The organism is Enterobacter sp. WPR_3_1, assembly GCF_003635055.1.
GTDB lineage: Bacteria > Pseudomonadota > Gammaproteobacteria > Enterobacterales > Enterobacteriaceae > Enterobacter > Enterobacter ludwigii.
In genome coordinates this window covers 126368-142857 of the sequence record NZ_RBXU01000011.1, presented here as the reverse complement: position 1 = coordinate 142857, position 16490 = coordinate 126368, and the positions used below count along the sequence as shown (strand labels likewise).

At 55.6% G+C, this 16490-nt stretch carries 15 protein-coding genes; 7 read left to right on the top strand and 8 right to left on the bottom strand.

The window, feature by feature from the left end; genetic code table 11:
* Positions 1–31 precede the first annotated feature (31 nt).
* Positions 32–466 carry a DoxX family protein gene (locus BJ887_RS14720; RefSeq protein WP_014169349.1) on the top strand — a complete coding sequence of 145 codons (435 nt, stop codon included), beginning with the start codon at positions 32–34 and terminating at the stop codon, positions 464–466.
* Positions 467–523: 57 nt separating this feature from the next.
* Here the strand turns inward: BJ887_RS14720 and hcr are convergent, their stop codons facing one another.
* From hcr to aqpZ, 4 genes are all read right to left on the bottom strand, one after another.
* On the bottom strand, positions 524–1492 hold the full coding sequence (hcr, locus tag BJ887_RS14715; protein WP_014169350.1) for an NADH oxidoreductase: 969 nt from the start codon (positions 1490–1492) through the stop codon (positions 524–526).
* 10 nt (positions 1493–1502) lie between these two features.
* A complete protein-coding gene (gene hcp, locus BJ887_RS14710) occupies positions 1503–3155 on the bottom strand; it encodes a hydroxylamine reductase (RefSeq protein ID WP_121340049.1) in 1653 nt (550 codons plus the stop codon).
* A gap of 144 nt (positions 3156–3299) precedes the next feature.
* Positions 3300–4199 carry a lysine exporter LysO family protein gene (locus BJ887_RS14705; protein ID WP_050736571.1) on the bottom strand — a complete coding sequence of 300 codons (900 nt, stop codon included), beginning with the start codon at positions 4197–4199 and terminating at the stop codon, positions 3300–3302.
* Between the two features lie 166 nt (positions 4200–4365).
* Positions 4366–5061: an aquaporin Z gene (aqpZ, locus tag BJ887_RS14700; RefSeq protein WP_094918119.1), complete on the bottom strand. Its 696-nt coding sequence runs from the start codon at positions 5059–5061 to the stop codon at positions 4366–4368.
* Between the two features lie 289 nt (positions 5062–5350).
* Here aqpZ and BJ887_RS14695 point away from each other — a divergent pair, with 289 nt between their 5' ends.
* Positions 5351–7009 (top strand): ATP-dependent endonuclease, encoded by a 1659-nt coding sequence (locus tag BJ887_RS14695; RefSeq protein ID WP_014169354.1) that lies wholly within the window; start codon positions 5351–5353, stop codon positions 7007–7009.
* Here the strand turns inward: BJ887_RS14695 and BJ887_RS14690 are convergent.
* Positions 7006–7962 carry a VirK/YbjX family protein gene (locus tag BJ887_RS14690; protein WP_121340048.1) on the bottom strand — a complete coding sequence of 319 codons (957 nt, stop codon included), beginning with the start codon at positions 7960–7962 and terminating at the stop codon, positions 7006–7008. The genes BJ887_RS14695 and BJ887_RS14690 overlap by 4 nt on opposite strands.
* 159 nt (positions 7963–8121) lie before the next feature.
* Here BJ887_RS14690 and macA point away from each other — a divergent pair, with 159 nt between their 5' ends.
* Together macA and macB are read left to right on the top strand one after the other, a co-directional pair.
* Positions 8122–9237, top strand: coding sequence for a macrolide transporter subunit MacA (gene macA / locus BJ887_RS14685; RefSeq protein WP_020884838.1), 1116 nt, complete (start codon positions 8122–8124; stop codon positions 9235–9237).
* A complete protein-coding gene (gene macB, locus BJ887_RS14680; RefSeq protein WP_121340047.1) occupies positions 9234–11174 on the top strand; it encodes a macrolide ABC transporter ATP-binding protein/permease MacB in 1941 nt (646 codons plus the stop codon). Before macA ends, macB begins: the two co-directional genes overlap by 4 nt.
* Positions 11175–11244: 70 nt before the next feature.
* Here the strand turns inward: macB and cspD are convergent, their stop codons facing one another.
* On the bottom strand, positions 11245–11466 hold the full coding sequence (gene cspD / locus BJ887_RS14675) for a cold shock-like protein CspD (protein WP_008499993.1): 222 nt from the start codon (positions 11464–11466) through the stop codon (positions 11245–11247).
* A 267-nt stretch (positions 11467–11733) separates the two neighbouring features.
* On the opposite strand from cspD, the gene clpS reads away from it, so the two are divergent.
* The 3 genes from clpS to BJ887_RS14660 all read left to right on the top strand — a co-directional run bounded on the left by clpS (position 11734) and on the right by BJ887_RS14660 (position 15180).
* A complete protein-coding gene (clpS, locus tag BJ887_RS14670) occupies positions 11734–12054 on the top strand; it encodes an ATP-dependent Clp protease adapter ClpS (RefSeq protein ID WP_006174393.1) in 321 nt (106 codons plus the stop codon).
* Between the two features lie 28 nt (positions 12055–12082).
* The gene (gene clpA / locus BJ887_RS14665; RefSeq protein ID WP_121340046.1) at positions 12083–14362 is read left to right on the top strand and encodes an ATP-dependent Clp protease ATP-binding subunit ClpA; all 2280 of its coding nucleotides are present in this window, start codon (positions 12083–12085) and stop codon (positions 14360–14362) included.
* Between the two features lie 371 nt (positions 14363–14733).
* A complete protein-coding gene (locus BJ887_RS14660) occupies positions 14734–15180 on the top strand; it encodes a hypothetical protein (RefSeq protein ID WP_121340045.1) in 447 nt (148 codons plus the stop codon).
* Positions 15181–15250: 70 nt separating this feature from the next.
* Here the strand turns inward: BJ887_RS14660 and infA are convergent, their stop codons facing one another.
* Positions 15251–15469, bottom strand: coding sequence for a translation initiation factor IF-1 (infA, locus tag BJ887_RS14655; protein ID WP_002211347.1), 219 nt, complete (start codon positions 15467–15469; stop codon positions 15251–15253).
* A 284-nt stretch (positions 15470–15753) separates the two neighbouring features.
* The gene (gene aat / locus BJ887_RS14650; protein ID WP_014169362.1) at positions 15754–16458 is read right to left on the bottom strand and encodes a leucyl/phenylalanyl-tRNA--protein transferase; all 705 of its coding nucleotides are present in this window, start codon (positions 16456–16458) and stop codon (positions 15754–15756) included.
* Between the last annotated feature and the right edge of the window lie 32 nt (positions 16459–16490).

Below are 16490 nucleotides of genomic sequence, written 5' to 3'. Positions count from 1 at the left end.
ATCACACAGATGAAAACAGGAATCATTTCAAATGGTTAAATCATTGTTAATTGCTGTTAATGAAAAGCTATCGTGCGACGATGCCGGCAAACTCTTGTTACGACTTGCCGTCGGTGGGCTGATGCTTTTTCACGGTTTACACAAGTTATTGGGTGGCGTGGGGTTCATCAGCGGCATGCTGGTGGAAAAAGGATTACCGGGGTTTATCGCCTACGGCGTGCTCATTGGCGAAGTGGTGGCGCCTGTCCTGATTATCGTGGGGCTTTTTACGCGCCCGGCGGCGCTGGTGCTGGCGTTTACCATGATTGTGGCGTGGCTGATGGTCGGGACGGGGGAAACCTTTGCGCTGGACGCGGTAGGTGCCTGGGCGATTGAGAGCCTGGTGTACTTCTTTATCGGTGCGCTGGCGATAGCATGCTTAGGCGCTGGGCGTTTTGCGTTGGGGAAAGCGCCGGTCTGGCGGTAGGCGTACTAACCGGGGGTAAACGCGAGCGCTTACCCCCGTCATTCGCGCGTTGGCTGATTACGCCAGCACAAGATCGCCCTGTGGATGACACGAGCACGCCAGCACGTATCCGTCGGCGATTTCTGCCTCGGTCAGTGTCATGGTGCTCGTCACGGTGTACTCACCGGAGACCACTTTGGTCTTGCAGCAGCCACATACACCAGCACGACATGCTGCCACCACCGGCACGTTGTTGCTTTCCAGCGCGTCCAGTAGCGTGGTGCCGACCCGGCCAAAGAAGGTCTGAGCAGGCTGCAGTCTGGTGAACGTAATTCCGCTGGTTGCCGCTTCCGCCACCGGGGTGAAGAACTGCTCTTTGAAGAAGCGGGTCACGCCCAGCGCTTTCACGTCCTGCTCAACGATATCCATATACGGCGCCGGCCCACAGGTCATCACGGTACGATCCGCGAGATCCGGGACGCTTTGCAGCAGTTCGCGGCTCAGACGTCCGGCGACAAAACCGTGGGTTGCGTTATGTTCCGCCACCAGCGTCACCGGATAGTTACGCCACTCTTCGGCAAAGATCACATCTTCCGGCGAGCGCACGCTGAAGATCACCTGAACATCTGCCTGCGGACGGTTTTTCGCCAGCCAGCGACGCATTGACATGATCGGCGTGACGCCGCACCCGGCGGCCAGCAGCAGGAATTTATCTTCCGCTTTATCGTCACAGGTGAAATCCCCGTGTGCGTCCGACAGCCAGAGGTAATCCCCGCGCTTCACGTCCCGGGTCAGCCACTGCGAGCCTGCGCCATCATCGATACGGCGGATAGTGAGCGTGATGTACTCGCTCACGCCCGGCGTTGAGGAGATCGTGTAGGCGCGCAGCGTGTCCGCTGAGTTGCGGACACTGACCAGCGCATACTGACCTGCACGGTACGGATAGTAGTCATGGCACAGCAGGGACAGCGTCCACACATCCGGCGTCTCCTGATGGATGTGATGAACCTGCATCCGCCACGGACATTGTGAGGTTGGCATGGTCATGAATAACTCCTTACGCGCTCAGCAGCTGCTGCATATCTTCTTCTACGGTGGTCACGGAACGCAGACCAAACTTCTCGTTCAGCACGGCCAGCAGATCCGGTGTCAGGAAGCCGGGTGCGGTGGGGCCGGTCACAATGTTGGTCACACCGAGAGAGAGCAGGGTCAGCAGGATGACAATCGCTTTCTGTTCAAACCAGGAGAGCACCAGCGACAGCGGCAGATCGTTGACGCCGCAGCCCAGTTTTTCCGCCAGCGTGACGGCCAGAATGATGGCAGAGTAGGCATCGTTACACTGACCCGCATCGACCAGACGTGGCAAACCTTCAATGTTGCCGAAGTCCAGCTTGTTGAAACGGTATTTACCGCACGCCAGCGTCAGGATCAGGCAATCTTCCGGTACGCTGGTGGCGAAATCGGTGAAGTAGTTACGCTCACCGCGCGCGCCGTCACAGCCGCCAATCAGGAAGATATGGCGCAGTTTTTCACGGCTCACGAGGTCAATCAGTGAATCCGCGGCACCGAGCAGGGTTTCACGACCAAAGCCGACGGTGATCAGATGTTCGATTTCGCTGTACGGGAAGCCACCCATCTGCTGCGCCTGGGCGATGACCGGGCCGAAATCATCCCCTTCCAGGTGGCTCACACCCGGCCAGCCAACGATGCTGCGGGTCCAGATGCGGTCGTCATACGCGCCAACGGTGGGGTCGATGATGCAGTTAGAGGTCATCACGATGGGGCCCGGGAAACGGGCGAACTCAACCTGCTGGTTCTGCCAGCCGCTGCCGTAGTTCCCGACCAGGTGTTTAAATTTACGCAGTTCCGGGTAGCCGTGTGCGGGCAGCATTTCGCCGTGGGTATAGACGTTAACGCCCGTGCCTTCGGTCTGCTTCAGCAGGTTATGGAGGTCTTTCAGGTCATGGCCGGAGATCAGGATGCACTTGCCTTCGGTCGCTTTAACGTTAACCTGCGTCGGCGTCGGGTGGCCGTAGGTGCGGGTTTCACCGGCATCCAGAATACGCATCACGTTGAAGTTCATCTGGCCGATTTCCATTGAACATTCGAGCAGCGGATTCATCTCAGCAGGCCAGGTACCCAGCCACGCCATGATTTTGTGGTACTGAGCATAGATAGCGTTATCGTACTGGCCCAGAACGTGCGCGTGTTCCATATAGGCTGCGGCCCCTTTCAGGCCGTACAGGCAGAGCAGACGCAGGCCGAGAATGTTCTCGCCAATCGCCGCTTTATCTTTGTTGGGGGTGAATTCTGCTGCCTGACGCTGCAGCTCGCCCAGGTCGTCGCTCACCAGCTGCAGGTCTGCCATTGGGTTTTCTACCCGTGCGTTGGCATCGGCGCTCAGGCACTGCGCTTTGAGCGCTTCACGCAACGCAATCGCTTCGCGGGCATAGCCGACGATGCGCGGGGAATCAAAGTTAACGTTAGTCAGCGTGGAGAAAAAGGCGCGGGGGGCGAAACTGTCTACATAGTGGTCAATAATGCCATATTCGCGGGCCTTGAATGCCCATGCGGAAAGGCCTTGCAGGGCGGCAATCAGCAGATCCTGCAGGTCTGATGTTTCTGCGGTTTTGCCGCACATACCTTGCGCATAAGAGCAGCCATTGCCTGCCGGGGTACGGATGGTTTGTTCACATTGCACACAAAACATAATCACACCTGTTAAAGTTATATTTGATATACATGTTTGAGATTATGCCTGTGACTGAACGGTGAAAAGGGCTTTCTTCTACAAAATAGAGGGAGATTGATTTAGCGCAATTTTGGCGGCAGAAAGCCTACCGTCAGAGGAGTATCAGGCGGAGAAAAACGCCATCAGAACGGGAACCAGCAGGCTCAAAATAAAGCCATGCACAATGGCGGCAGGCACCATCTCCAGCCCACCTGAACGCTGCAGAACCGGCAGGGTAAAGTCCATCGACGTGGCGCCACACAGCCCCAGTGCGGTCGAGCGACTGCGGCGCACCAGGCCCGGGATCAGCATAATGGCAATTAATTCTCGCGCCAGGTCGTTAAAGAAGGCGGCGCTCCCGATGACCGGACCGAACGATTCGGTCAGCAGAATACCGGAAAGGGAATACCAGCCAAATCCGGAGGCCATTGCCAGACCGGTTTTTAACGGCAGGCCGAGAATAAAAGCGTTAATCACGCCCGCCACCAGTGAGCTAATGACGACGATAACCGCGACGATCATTCCACGGCGATTAAGGACAATCTGTTTCAACGTCATGCCATTATTTCGCAGCTGAATACCGATAAGGAACAGCAGGAAAATGAGGGTATATTCACTGGCTTCCGTCGCGTGCTGTAAAAAATTCCATCCGCTCAGCCCAAAAACAAAACCCAGCACCACGACGCCGCATAATTTTAAAGATTCCAGCGCCATTGCAATTCGTGACGGCAGTTTTTCCTGATGGTGGTGATTTTTCCACGGAATAGTGCGCTCAAGCCAGAAAAGTGCGGCAATATTGCACAGCAAAATAACGGCGCAGGTGACGACAGAATAATGCAGGATCGCCAGCAGATTGGTGGCCAGATTATCCAGAAACGCCAGGCTTATCCCCATAAAGAAAAGAATGACGTAGACAATCCAGCTCAGAAAACGGTTGATAAGCCGTAACGCGGATTCGCGATGCAGCGGGATAAGGTAGCCCACAATCAGAGGCAGCAGAATGATGAGGAGTCCTGAAAACATGAACAACGGGTCCTTGTGAATATCTGTTAAGCGCCAGAGACACTACCCAATAAACGTTGTCAGGTAAAGGAGCAACAAAAAAGCCGGGTGGCAGCAACGCCTGACCCGGCCTGAGTGTTGTCATGCAGGTCGGGTAAGCGTAAGTGCTACCCGACTGCACACGCAATTAATCGCGTTTTTCCAGCAGGGTGCGATACAGCACGCCGCCCAGAATACCGCCGATGATTGGCATTACCCAGAACAGCCACAGCTGCTCAAGCGCCCAGCCGCCCTGGAAAATAGCGACGGCAGTACTGCGCGCCGGGTTTACGGAGGTGTTGGTGACCGGAATAGAGATCAGATGGATAAGCGTCAGCGCCAGACCAATGGCAATAGGCGCGAAGCCCGCCGGGGCGTATTTGTCGGTTGCGCCGTGGATCACCAGCAGGAAGCCTGCGGTCAGCACAATTTCAATCACGATGGCAGAGAGCATGGAGTAACCGCCAGGGGAGTGTTCGCCGAAACCGTTTGAGGCGAAGCCGCTTGCGGCGGCGTCAAAGCCGGCTTTACCGCTGGCAATAACGTACAGAACCGCTGCAGCAATAATTCCGCCAACAACCTGGGCCACAATATAACCAATGACTTCTTTAGCAGGGAAACGACCGCCCGCCCATAAACCTAATGTCACCGCCGGGTTAAAATGACCACCGGAAATATGACCCACGGCAAACGCCATGGTTAATACGGTTAAACCGAATGCCAGCGCAACGCCGACAAAACCAATACCTAATTCCGGAAATGCTGCTGCCAGAACGGCGCTACCGCAGCCACCAAACACCAGCCAGAATGTACCAAAGCATTCTGCTGCTAATTTTCTAAACATAACCACCTCAATAATAAACTTCACACGCGTTCCTGCGTGCGGGATATCGTCAAAAAAGGGATGACGACTCAAAGAGCCATTATTTTAAAAACAAAAACATCCCTTCGCCACTAAAATTAATTCGGTTAATTTGATTTATGGCAACGTGATGTCATTCCTTGTTCAAATCGACGGTAAATAGAGCATAGACCAATTCTCTACAGCACGAAGGTTGTGCTGTCGTGTCAAAGTTCCTGCCGCTATACTGCTGATAACTTAAAGGAAAAAGTGATCATCTCGCGGGGGATTTATGCTTCTCGAACGTGTGGAAATTGTTGGGTTCCGCGGTATTAACCGCCTGTCGCTGCAGCTTGAGCAGAACAACGTCCTGATCGGTGAGAACGCGTGGGGTAAGTCCAGCCTGCTGGATGCGCTGACGCTGCTGCTTTCGCCCGAAGACGATCTGTATCACTTTGCCCATGATGATTTCTGGTTTCCTCCCGGCGATGTGAACGGCCGCGAAAAACACCTGCACATTATTCTGACGTTCCGCGAATCCGAGCCGGGGCGTCATCGTGTGCGTCGTTTCCGGCCGTTATCACCCTGCTGGGTCCCGTGCGACGACGGTTTCCACCGGATTTTCTACCGGCTGGAAGGTGAGATGGCAGAAAATGAGGGCGTATTAACCCTGCGTGATTTCCTCGATGAGAAAGCCAACCCTATTCCGCTGGATGACATCGACGACCTGGCTCGCCACCTGATTCGCCTGATGCCGGTGTTGCGCCTGCGTGATGCGCGCTTTATGCGGCGGATCCGCAACGGCACCGTACCGAATATGCCGGAAGTGGAAGTGACCGCCCGCGAGCTGGATTTCCTGGCGCGAGAGCTGGTGGCGCGTCCGCAAAATCTGACCGATGGTCAAATCCGCCAGGGGTTGTCGGCAATGGTACAACTGCTGGAACACTATTTTTCCGAGCAGGGGACGTCGGAGTCGCGTCATCGTCTGATGCGCCGCCGCTCTCACGATGAGCAACGTAGCTGGCGTTACCTCGATATCATTAACCGGATGATTGACAGGCCCGGTGGTCGTACCCATCGGGTGATTTTGCTGGGGCTGTTTTCGACGCTACTGCAGGCCAAGGGCACCGTTCGTCTCGACCGTGACGCCCGCCCGCTGCTGCTGGTGGAAGACCCGGAAACGCGCCTGCACCCGATCATGCTCTCGGTGGCGTGGCACCTGTTGAATCTGCTGCCGCTGCAGCGCGTGACCACCACCAATTCCGGCGAGTTATTGTCGCTGACCCCGGTCGAGCACGTCTGCCGTCTGGTTCGTGAGTCTTCCCGCGTCACCGCCTATCGCCTCGGGCCGGGCGGGATGAACGCGGAAGAGGGACGCCGTATCTCGTTCCACATCCGCTTTAATCGTGCGTCGTCGCTGTTTGCCCGCTGCTGGCTGCTGGTTGAGGGAGAAACGGAAACCTGGGTTATCAACGAACTGGCGCGTCAGTGTGGCCACCATTTTGATGCCGAAGGTATCAAGGTCATCGAATTTGCCCAGTCGGGGATCAAGCCGCTGATCAAATTCGCCCGGCGGATGGGCATTGAATGGCATGTGCTGGTGGATGGTGACGAAGCGGGAAAAAAATATGCCGCGACCGTGCGTGGCCTGCTGAATAATGAGCGCGAAGAAGAGCGCGACCACCTAACCATGCTGCCGGCCATGGACATGGAGCACTTTATGTACCGTCAGGGGTTCGACGACGTGTTCCACCGGATTGCGATGGTGCCGGTGGATGTGCCAATGAACATGCGGCGCGTGATTGCCAAAGCCATCCACCGCTCTTCAAAACCTGATTTAGCGATTGAGGTGGCGACGGAAGCGGGGAGACGTGGCGTGGAGTCCGTGCCGACGCTGCTGCGCAAGATGTTCTCCCGCGTGCTGTGGCTGGCACGCGGGAAAGCGGATTAAGCGCGGGTCGCCTGCGTGACGTGTTGCGTCAGGCTGTCCAGTAACGCATAGCGGCGGCGGTACTCAGCGCGCTTTTTGCTCGCAATCTCGTCCATCGGCTTACGGGGCATGGCGAGCGGCAGCATGAAGTGGCCGTTATCCTGTTTTTGCCCGCCGAGGGAGAGCCAGAAGCTGTCATAATCGGCCAGCAATTTTCCCTCTTTTTTCTTGCGGTAACGCCAGCTGCGGTAGATATGCGTGGCGTTACTCACCGCGACAATATGCTCAACCGGGAAAGCTGCGCCAAGCGTCATTGCCGTTTCAACCAGCAGGCGTTTCGGGAACAGGCCGTGACACGCTTTGGTCGCCCCCTGGATCAGTTCATGTGGAACATGTGCTTTTGCCCCCTGCAGGCCGCCGATGAACAGCGTTGTTTTTCCTTCAAACAGGCACAGCGTGAAGGTCATTTCCGCCAGCACGGTATTCTGATGGTTACAAAAGACGAGGGTAGCTTCACCTTCTTTATCCATGAAGGCGTCGGCGCACAGGCGCACAGTAAACTGCTGTTCGTCTTTTCCGGTCAGGGTCAGCAGGGTTGCCCCCTGCGGTGAAAGGTAACCCTTGACCAGCGTTGCCGGAAGCTGGCGCGTCATGGTCTGGTAGTGCCAGGTCAGCGATTCCAGCGCCTGTCGGCGATCCATGTCCACCGTTAACCACGGGCGGTGCAGGCGGCACGGCAGCCCCGGCTGTACCTGCAACATTTGCATCAGGCGCGGCTGCTTTGCCAGCTCTGACAGCAGACGCGTGGTGCTGAACGGTGTCATCAGCGAACGGAGCATGAATTTACGTCGATAAGCGGGGTTTTGCCATGCCAGCCCCGGAGTGATCTTCCCGAAGGCCAGATTATTGAAGAGCTGCCAGCCGGATTTAGGCTGGTGCTGATGAGAAATAAGTGTATCGACGATGGAAGACATGTTAGATCCTGCTTCTGAAGGAAGGGTTCTATTTCAGCAGGCGAAATTTCAATAACTCATCAACAAATTGAGGCGATTTCGGTGCGCGGGGGTTTCGTTGAGGAGTCGTTTAGATAGAATCAACGTTTATAATTGCCAGAACATTTATTTGGAATATTTATGAACCTCAAGGGAAAACGCAGAACGTGGTTTCTGCTGCTGGCGGTAATTGTTATCGGGGGTGGGTTCTGGCTATGGCAGATCCTGAATGCCCCTGTACCACAGTATCAAACACTGATTGTCCGTCCGGGCGAGCTGCAGCAAAACGTGCTGGCGACGGGAAAACTGGATGCCCTGCGCAAGGTTGACGTGGGTGCACAGGTAAGCGGTCAGTTGAAAACGCTGTCGGTTGAGATTGGCGACAAGGTGAAAAAAGGCCAGCTGCTGGGCGTTATCGATCCTGAGCAGGCGCAAAACCAGATCCGTGAGGTGGAAGCCACGCTCATGGAACTGCGTGCCCAGCGTGCACAGGCGCAGGCTGAGCGTAACCTGGCCCAGGTGACGTTAACGCGTCAGCAGGCGCTGGCCAAAACGCAGGCCATCTCGAAACAAGATTTAGACACGGCTGCCACCGAGCTGGCGGTTAAGCAGGCGCAGATCGGGACTATCGATGCGCAGATCAAGCGCAACCAGGCCTCGCTGGATACGGCCAAAACCAACCTCGACTATACGCAGATTGTGGCGCCCATGGCCGGGGAAGTGACTCAAATTACCACGCTGCAGGGGCAAACGGTGATTGCGGCGCAGCAGGCGCCCAACATTCTGACCCTGGCGGACATGAGCACCATGCTGGTGAAAGCCCAGGTCTCAGAGGCGGATGTTATTCATCTGAAGCCGGGGCAGAAAGCCTGGTTCACCGTCCTCGGCGATCCTCAGACGCGCTATGAAGGCGCGCTAAAAGACATTCTGCCGACGCCGGAAAAAGTGAACGATGCCATCTTCTACTATGCGCGCTTCGAGGTACCTAACCCGCAGGGCGTGTTGCGTCTGGATATGACCGCACAGGTGCACATTCAGCTTACCGGCGTGAAAAATGTGCTCACCATTCCTCTCTCTGCGCTGGGTGAATCCACCGGCGAGAGTCGCTATAAAGTGAAAGTGCTGCGCAACGGCGAAACGCGTGAGCGAGAAGTGGTCATTGGTGCGCGTAATGACACCGACGTGGTGGTGGTCAAAGGGCTGGAAGAGGGTGAGGAGGTTGTCACCAGCGAAAGCCTGCCCGGAGCCGCTAAATGACGGCGTTGCTTGAGCTGAATGACATTCGTCGCAGCTATCCGTCGGGCGATGGCCCGGTTGAGGTGCTGAAGGGGATCACCCTGCGCGTCGAAGCAGGCGAGATGGTGGCGATTGTCGGTGCGTCCGGCTCCGGTAAATCGACGCTGATGAATATTCTCGGCTGTCTGGACAGACCCACCAGCGGCACCTATCGGGTGGCCGGAATGGATGTTTCCACGCTGGACGGTGACGCGCTGGCAAAACTGCGGCGGGAACATTTCGGTTTTATCTTCCAGCGTTACCATTTGCTCTCTCACCTGACGGCGGCGCAGAACGTCGAAGTGCCGGCGGTCTATGCCGGCGTCGAGCGGAAAAAACGCCTTGAGCGCGCCCAGATGCTGCTGACGCGTCTGGGGCTGGCGGAGCGGGTGGAGTACCAGCCTTCGCAGCTCTCCGGCGGCCAGCAGCAGCGTGTCAGTATCGCACGCGCGCTGATGAACGGCGGTCAGGTGATCCTCGCAGATGAACCGACCGGGGCGCTCGACAGCCATTCGGGTGAAGAGGTGATGGCGATCCTTCACAAGCTTCGCGATCAGGGGCATACGGTCATCATCGTTACCCACGATCCGCAGGTGGCTGCGCAGGCCGAGCGCATCATTGAGATCCGCGACGGAGAGCTGGTCAGCAACCCGCCGGCGCGACACGCCCGGGCGGCGGCGCCGAAAGAAGTCCTGCCGGCGTCAACTGGCTGGGGACAATTTTCCAGCGGGTTTCGTGAGGCGCTGACCATGGCCTGGCTGGCGATGGCTGCCAATAAAATGCGCACCCTGTTGACCATGCTGGGCATCATCATTGGTATCGCCTCGGTGGTGTCGATTGTGGTCGTGGGCGACGCGGCCAAACAGCTGGTGCTGGCGGATATTCGGGCCATCGGGACCAACACCATTGATGTCTATCCCGGCAAAGATTTTGGCGATGACGAGCCGCAGTATCAGCAGGCGCTGAAGTATGACGATCTGGCGGCTATCCAGAAGCAGCCGTGGGTGAATTCGGCCACGCCGGCGGTCTCACAAAACCTCCGTCTGCGGGTAGGCAATGTTGACGTTGCTGCCAGCGCCAACGGCGTCAGCGGCGATTACTTTAACGTCTATGGCATGACCTTCAGCGAAGGTGCCACCTTCAATGCCGAGCAGTTAGCGGGCCGGGCGCAGGTGGTGGTGCTTGACGCCAACTCGCGCCGGCAGCTCTTCCCCAATAAAACCAACGTGGTGGGCGAGGTTATCCTGGTCGGAAACATGCCTGCGACGGTGATTGGCGTGGCGGAAGAGAAACAGTCGATGTTTGGCAGCAGCAAGATCCTGCGCGTCTGGCTGCCCTATACCACCATCTCCGGGCGTATTATGGGGCAGTCCTGGCTGAACTCCATCACCGTTCGCGTGAAGGAGGGCTACGACAGCGCGCAGGCCGAGCAACAGCTGGAACGGCTGCTGACGTTGCGTCACGGGAAGAAAGATTTCTTCACCTGGAATATGGACGGTCTCTTGAAAACGGCGGAAAAGACCACACGTACTCTTCAGCTGTTCCTGACGCTGGTGGCGGTGATCTCGCTGGTGGTTGGCGGTATCGGGGTGATGAATATCATGCTGGTATCGGTCACGGAACGTACCCGGGAGATTGGCATCCGCATGGCAGTCGGTGCCAGAGCCAGCGATGTGCTGCAGCAATTTTTGATTGAAGCGGTGCTGGTGTGTCTGGTGGGCGGCGCGATGGGCATTGCGCTGTCGATGATGATCGCGTTTGCTCTGCAACTTTTTTTACCCGGCTGGGAGATTGGTTTCTCGCCGGTGGCCATTCTTACCGCATTTTTGTGTTCGACTTTTACCGGCATTTTGTTTGGCTGGCTGCCTGCCCGCAATGCGGCGCGTCTGGATCCTGTGGATGCGTTGGCTCGCGAATAGGCTGAAAATAAAAATGCCAGCCGATCGGGCTGGCATTTTGACGGCGGGATGTACACAATAAAACAGAGAGCTATGCGACCGTTTCTGCTTCAATGGGTACGATCAGGCTTGCATGATTGCCTTTTGGTCCCTGGTGTACATCGAACCGGACGGACTGCCCGGCTTTGAGCGTTCTGTAACCATCCATCTGAATGGTGGAGTAGTGAGCGAAGATATCCTCGCCGCCGCCTTCGGGGCAGATGAAGCCAAACCCTTTGGCGTTGTTGAACCACTTAACAGTACCCATTTCCATGCTTCGACATCCTTCGTAAATCTTATAAGTTAAGATGGAATGAACCGGTGGTGGAGTGGGGGCTGTTCAAAACCTCGCCATCTCACGCTTGTACAATTTAGAGAAACGAAAGAAGTCGTCAAGCGTTTGGCGCTTGAGATGGGACAATAATCAACCAAAGTTTGAAGCAGTTAACGCTATTGCAACAGTTTGTGACAGACATCGCGGATGACAGTAATAGATGATTGTTATCTAACATCTGAGGTAGATTCAAAGTGGTTATGCAAAATGGGTAAGACCAACGACTGGCTGGATTTTGACCAGCTGGCGGAAGATAAAGTGCGTGACGCGCTAAAACCGCCATCTATGTATAAAGTTATGTTAATGAACGATGATTACACGCCGATGGAATTTGTTATTGACGTGCTACAAAAGTTCTTTTCTTATGATGTAGAACGTGCAACGCAACTGATGCTTACCGTTCATTATCGTGGCAAAGCTATCTGCGGCATCTTTACCGCCGAAGTGGCGGAGACCAAAGTCGCGATGGTGAACGATTATGCGAGGGAGAACGAGCATCCGTTGCTGTGTACGCTGGAAAAGGCCTGATAAGGCATAAAATTTGGGGGAGGTGCCTATGCTCAATCAAGAACTGGAACTCAGTTTAAATATGGCTTTCGCCAGAGCGCGTGAGCACCGACATGAGTTTATGACCGTCGAGCATTTACTGCTCGCACTGCTTAGCAACCCATCTGCCCGCGAAGCGCTGGAAGCCTGCTCCGTGGATCTGGTGGCGCTACGTCAGGAACTCGAAGCCTTCATCGAACAAACCACACCGGTGCTGCCAGCCAGTGAAGAAGAGCGCGACACACAGCCGACGCTCAGCTTCCAGCGCGTGTTGCAGCGTGCGGTATTCCACGTCCAGTCTTCCGGACGTAGCGAAGTGACGGGCGCAAATGTGCTGGTCGCCATCTTCAGCGAGCAGGAGTCACAGGCTGCCTACCTGCTGCGCAAACACGAAGTCAGCCGACTCGACGTGGTTAACTTTATCTCTCACGGAACGCGTAAAGACGAGCCGAACCAGGCATCGGATTCCAGCAATCAGGTCAATAACAATGAAGAGCAAGCAGGCGGGGAGGATCGTATGGAAAACTTCACCACCAATCTCAACCAGCTTGCTCGCGTTGGCGGTATCGATCCGCTGATTGGTCGCGATAAAGAGCTGGAGCGCGCGATCCAGGTATTGTGCCGTCGCCGCAAGAACAACCCGCTGCTGGTGGGTGAATCTGGCGTCGGTAAAACCGCGATTGCCGAGGGTCTCGCCTGGCGTATTGTGCAGGGTGACGTACCGGAAGTGATTGCCGATTGCACCATCTACTCGCTGGATATTGGCTCGCTGCTGGCGGGCACTAAATACCGCGGCGATTTTGAAAAACGCTTTAAGGCGCTTTTGAAACAGCTCGAGCAGGACACCAACAGCATTCTGTTTATCGATGAGATCCACACCATCATCGGTGCCGGTGCGGCCTCGGGTGGCCAGGTGGATGCCGCTAACCTGATCAAACCGCTGCTCTCCAGCGGTAAGATCCGCGTGATTGGTTCTACAACCTATCAGGAGTTCAGCAACATCTTTGAGAAAGATCGTGCCCTGGCGCGTCGCTTCCAGAAAATCGATGTGACTGAACCCTCTGTTGAAGAAACCGTGCAGATCATCAACGGTCTGAAACCGAAGTACGAAGCGCACCACGATGTGCGTTATACCGCCAAAGCGGTGCGTGCGGCGGTGGAGCTGGCGGTGAAATACATCAACGATCGTCATCTGCCGGATAAGGCCATTGACGTGATTGATGAGGCAGGGGCGCGTGCGCGTCTAATGCCAGCCAGCAAGCGTAAGAAAACCGTTAACGTGGCGGATATCGAGACCGTGGTGGCCCGTATCGCGCGTATCCCTGAGAAGAGCGTTTCTCAGAGCGACCGCGACACGCTGCGCACCCTTGGCAATCGCCTGAAAATGCTGGTCTTTGGGCAGGATAAAGCCATTGAGGCGTTAACCGAAGCCATCAAGATGGCCCGTGCTGGACTGGGGCATGAACATAAGCCTGTCGGTTCCTTCCTGTTCGCCGGTCCGACCGGTGTGGGGAAAACCGAGGTAACGGTTCAGCTTTCCAAAGCGCTGGGCATTGAGCTGCTGCGTTTTGATATGTCCGAGTACATGGAGCGTCACACCGTCAGCCGTTTGATTGGTGCGCCTCCGGGCTATGTGGGCTTTGACCAGGGCGGTCTGTTAACTGACGCGGTGATGAAGCATCCGCACGCGGTACTGCTGCTCGATGAAATCGAGAAAGCGCACCCGGACGTGTTCAACATCCTGCTGCAGGTGATGGACAACGGGACGCTGACCGATAACAATGGGCGCAAGGCGGACTTCCGCAACGTAGTGCTGGTGATGACCACCAACGCCGGTGTACGTGAAACGGAGCGCAAATCTATCGGCCTTATCCATCAGGATAACAGCACCGATGCGATGGAAGAGATCAAGAAGATCTTTACGCCGGAGTTCCGTAACCGTCTGGACAACATCATCTGGTTCGATCACCTCTCTACCGAGGTTATCCATCAGGTAGTGGATAAGTTCATCGTCGAACTGCAGGTTCAGCTGGATCAGAAAGGCGTGTCGCTGGAAGTGAGCCAGGAGGCCCGCAACTGGCTGGCTGAGAAAGGCTACGACCGTGCGATGGGTGCCCGTCCAATGGCGCGTGTGATTCAGGACAACCTGAAGAAACCGCTGGCGAACGAGCTGCTGTTTGGCTTGCTGGTAGACGGCGGTCAGGTGACGGTCGCGCTGGACCAGGAGAAGAATGAGCTGACGTATGATTTCCAGAGTGCGCAGAAGCACAAGCCGGAAGCGGCTCACTAATTTCCAGCATTAGTCTTAAAAACCGGGCAACTGCCCGGTTTTTTTATGCCTGCTCGCACCGAAACTTTGCGAGGCGCTTTCCACATTTTCATCTCACTCATTGCTGTATAAATTCACAGTCCTAGAATGGCGACGCACCTGCAAAATCAGGTGTCAGGATTGGCGTCCTGAAAGTGTGTGAGCAGCACCATTGCTGCAGGCTTCGTTCGCCCTAAGGAAAAGGGTATAATTCTGCATCTGGCGGGCGAATCGGAAGCTTCTTTTGAAGCGCCAGTAGCACACACACTGGTACGCCAATTCCTTTTCGTCCGCCGCCAGCGAATCTGGCGTTTCCTGCGGTGGTAACTCAACGTGTGTGAAGGTATTACCCAATGAATACAGAAAACTCTTTCTCCCAGCTCTACAGCGAACTCTCCCTCAACCCCGATCTCCCGACCCTGGCCGGGCGCTGCATGCTGCTCACCGAAATTCTGCTGGACTGCAACGCCCACCCGCAAACGCAGCCCGTGTGCCGCTGTTTAGGCGCGTATCTGGAAGAAGTCAAAAGCGGACTCACAGAATCAATGCGTGATTTTCAGATAGTGGAATTTGAGGAGGACGCTGAACCACCGCGACAAAAAGCGTGGCTACTGGAAGATACCGAAACAAAGTGCGACTACTGCCGGGCAGTAAACCACGTGCTGCTGGTGTCCCATTTTGATCGGGATATGCTGCCGCACCTGACGGGATTGCTGCATGAGATGGCGCATTCCATGGCCGGGGATTTAATCACGCCGGCGCAGCCCCGCATGACAATACATCTTCCTGCCCGGCATTAAGCCGTTAAATAAAAAAGGCCGGGGTTAACCCGACCTTTATATATTCATCTGCCATTACAGGCGAAAACAATTAGCGACTACGGAAGACAATGCGGCCTTTGCTCAGGTCGTACGGGGTCAGTTCAACAGTCACTTTGTCGCCCGTTAAAATGCGGATATAGTTTTTGCGCATTTTACCGGAGATGTGCGCAGTTACCACGTGACCGTTTTCCAGCTCTACGCGAAACATGGTGTTAGGCAACGTATCAAGTACGGTACCCTGCATTTCAATATTGTCTTCTTTGGCCATCTAATCCTCTGGGGTATCACTACCAAGTTTTGAACCGGCAAGATAATGCCGAAATTCATCAATTAAGTAAAGAATTGCGCGTTTAAAACGCAGCAAAATAGTTTCGGCGCATTGCCCAAGCGTCACGGTACAACCGAACGGAAAGCGCATTCGTAAAGGGGATACAACAGGATAAACGTCAGGACGTTATCTGAAGCGGAGGACCCAAACGGCGGCGAGGCAACAGGCAGAACCTACTCTGCGGCATAATTATAACACCCTCACAAAAAATATGCGGAAAACATTTAGGCATTGGGCATAAAGAGCGTTCTTGGTACCCAGAAGTCTCGCGGCAGCTTCTCCTGACGGCAAACGTCCAGATGTTCTATGTAGTGACGGCGGGGGATTTCAACCGCACCGAGGGAGGCCGTATGCTCATTGAGGACCTGGCAATCCATCAGTTTTCCACCGCGCTGGGCAAACTCTTGGCAGAAGATCAGCAGCGCGGTTTTCGAGGCATTCACGGCACGGGAGAACATCGATTCGCCGCAAAACAGCGTCCCCTGCGCAACGCCATACATCCCGCCGACGAGTTCACCGTCTTGCCAGACTTCAATGGAGTGCGCGAAACCCAGCTCATGCAGCTGGTGATAGGCAGTAATGATATCGCGGGTGATCCAGGTTCCTTCATGACGGTCTTCGGCACAGCCTTCAATGACCTGACCGAAGGCATGATTCAGGGTGACGCGGTAGGGTGATTTCGCATGGAAACGCTTCATGCTGCGGCTCAGGTGAAACTGGGCCGGCCACAGCACGGCACGAGGATCGGGCGACCACCATAAAATCGGGTCGCCGGGTGAAAACCACGGGAAAATGCCGCGCTGGTAAGCCATTAAAAGCCGCGCAGGACTAAGGTCGCCGCCAAGGGCCAGCAGCCCGTTAGGTTCACGCAGCGCTCCCTCCGGCGAAGGGAACGCAATGTTATGACGAGAAAGCTGGACCAGGCGCATGACAGCAGAACTCCAATACGCGAGTTAGGATC

Excerpts from the sequence above, each read along its gene's own strand:
- BJ887_RS14720 (WP_014169349.1), top strand. The coding sequence starts at position 32 with ATGGTTAAATCATTGTTAATTGCTGTTAATGAAAAGCTATCGTGCGAC.
- hcr (WP_014169350.1), bottom strand. The coding sequence starts at position 1,492 with ATGACCATGCCAACCTCACAATGTCCGTGGCGGATGCAGGTTCATCAC.
- hcp (WP_121340049.1), bottom strand. The coding sequence starts at position 3,155 with ATGTTTTGTGTGCAATGTGAACAAACCATCCGTACCCCGGCAGGCAAT.
- BJ887_RS14705 (WP_050736571.1), bottom strand. The coding sequence starts at position 4,199 with ATGTTTTCAGGACTCCTCATCATTCTGCTGCCTCTGATTGTGGGCTAC.
- aqpZ (WP_094918119.1), bottom strand. The coding sequence starts at position 5,061 with ATGTTTAGAAAATTAGCAGCAGAATGCTTTGGTACATTCTGGCTGGTG.
- BJ887_RS14695 (WP_014169354.1), top strand. The coding sequence starts at position 5,351 with ATGCTTCTCGAACGTGTGGAAATTGTTGGGTTCCGCGGTATTAACCGC.
- BJ887_RS14690 (WP_121340048.1), bottom strand. The coding sequence starts at position 7,962 with ATGTCTTCCATCGTCGATACACTTATTTCTCATCAGCACCAGCCTAAA.
- macA (WP_020884838.1), top strand. The coding sequence starts at position 8,122 with ATGAACCTCAAGGGAAAACGCAGAACGTGGTTTCTGCTGCTGGCGGTA.
- macB (WP_121340047.1), top strand. The coding sequence starts at position 9,234 with ATGACGGCGTTGCTTGAGCTGAATGACATTCGTCGCAGCTATCCGTCG.
- cspD (WP_008499993.1), bottom strand. The coding sequence starts at position 11,466 with ATGGAAATGGGTACTGTTAAGTGGTTCAACAACGCCAAAGGGTTTGGC.
- clpS (WP_006174393.1), top strand. The coding sequence starts at position 11,734 with ATGGGTAAGACCAACGACTGGCTGGATTTTGACCAGCTGGCGGAAGAT.
- clpA (WP_121340046.1), top strand. The coding sequence starts at position 12,083 with ATGCTCAATCAAGAACTGGAACTCAGTTTAAATATGGCTTTCGCCAGA.
- BJ887_RS14660 (WP_121340045.1), top strand. The coding sequence starts at position 14,734 with ATGAATACAGAAAACTCTTTCTCCCAGCTCTACAGCGAACTCTCCCTC.
- infA (WP_002211347.1), bottom strand. The coding sequence starts at position 15,469 with ATGGCCAAAGAAGACAATATTGAAATGCAGGGTACCGTACTTGATACG.
- aat (WP_014169362.1), bottom strand. The coding sequence starts at position 16,458 with ATGCGCCTGGTCCAGCTTTCTCGTCATAACATTGCGTTCCCTTCGCCG.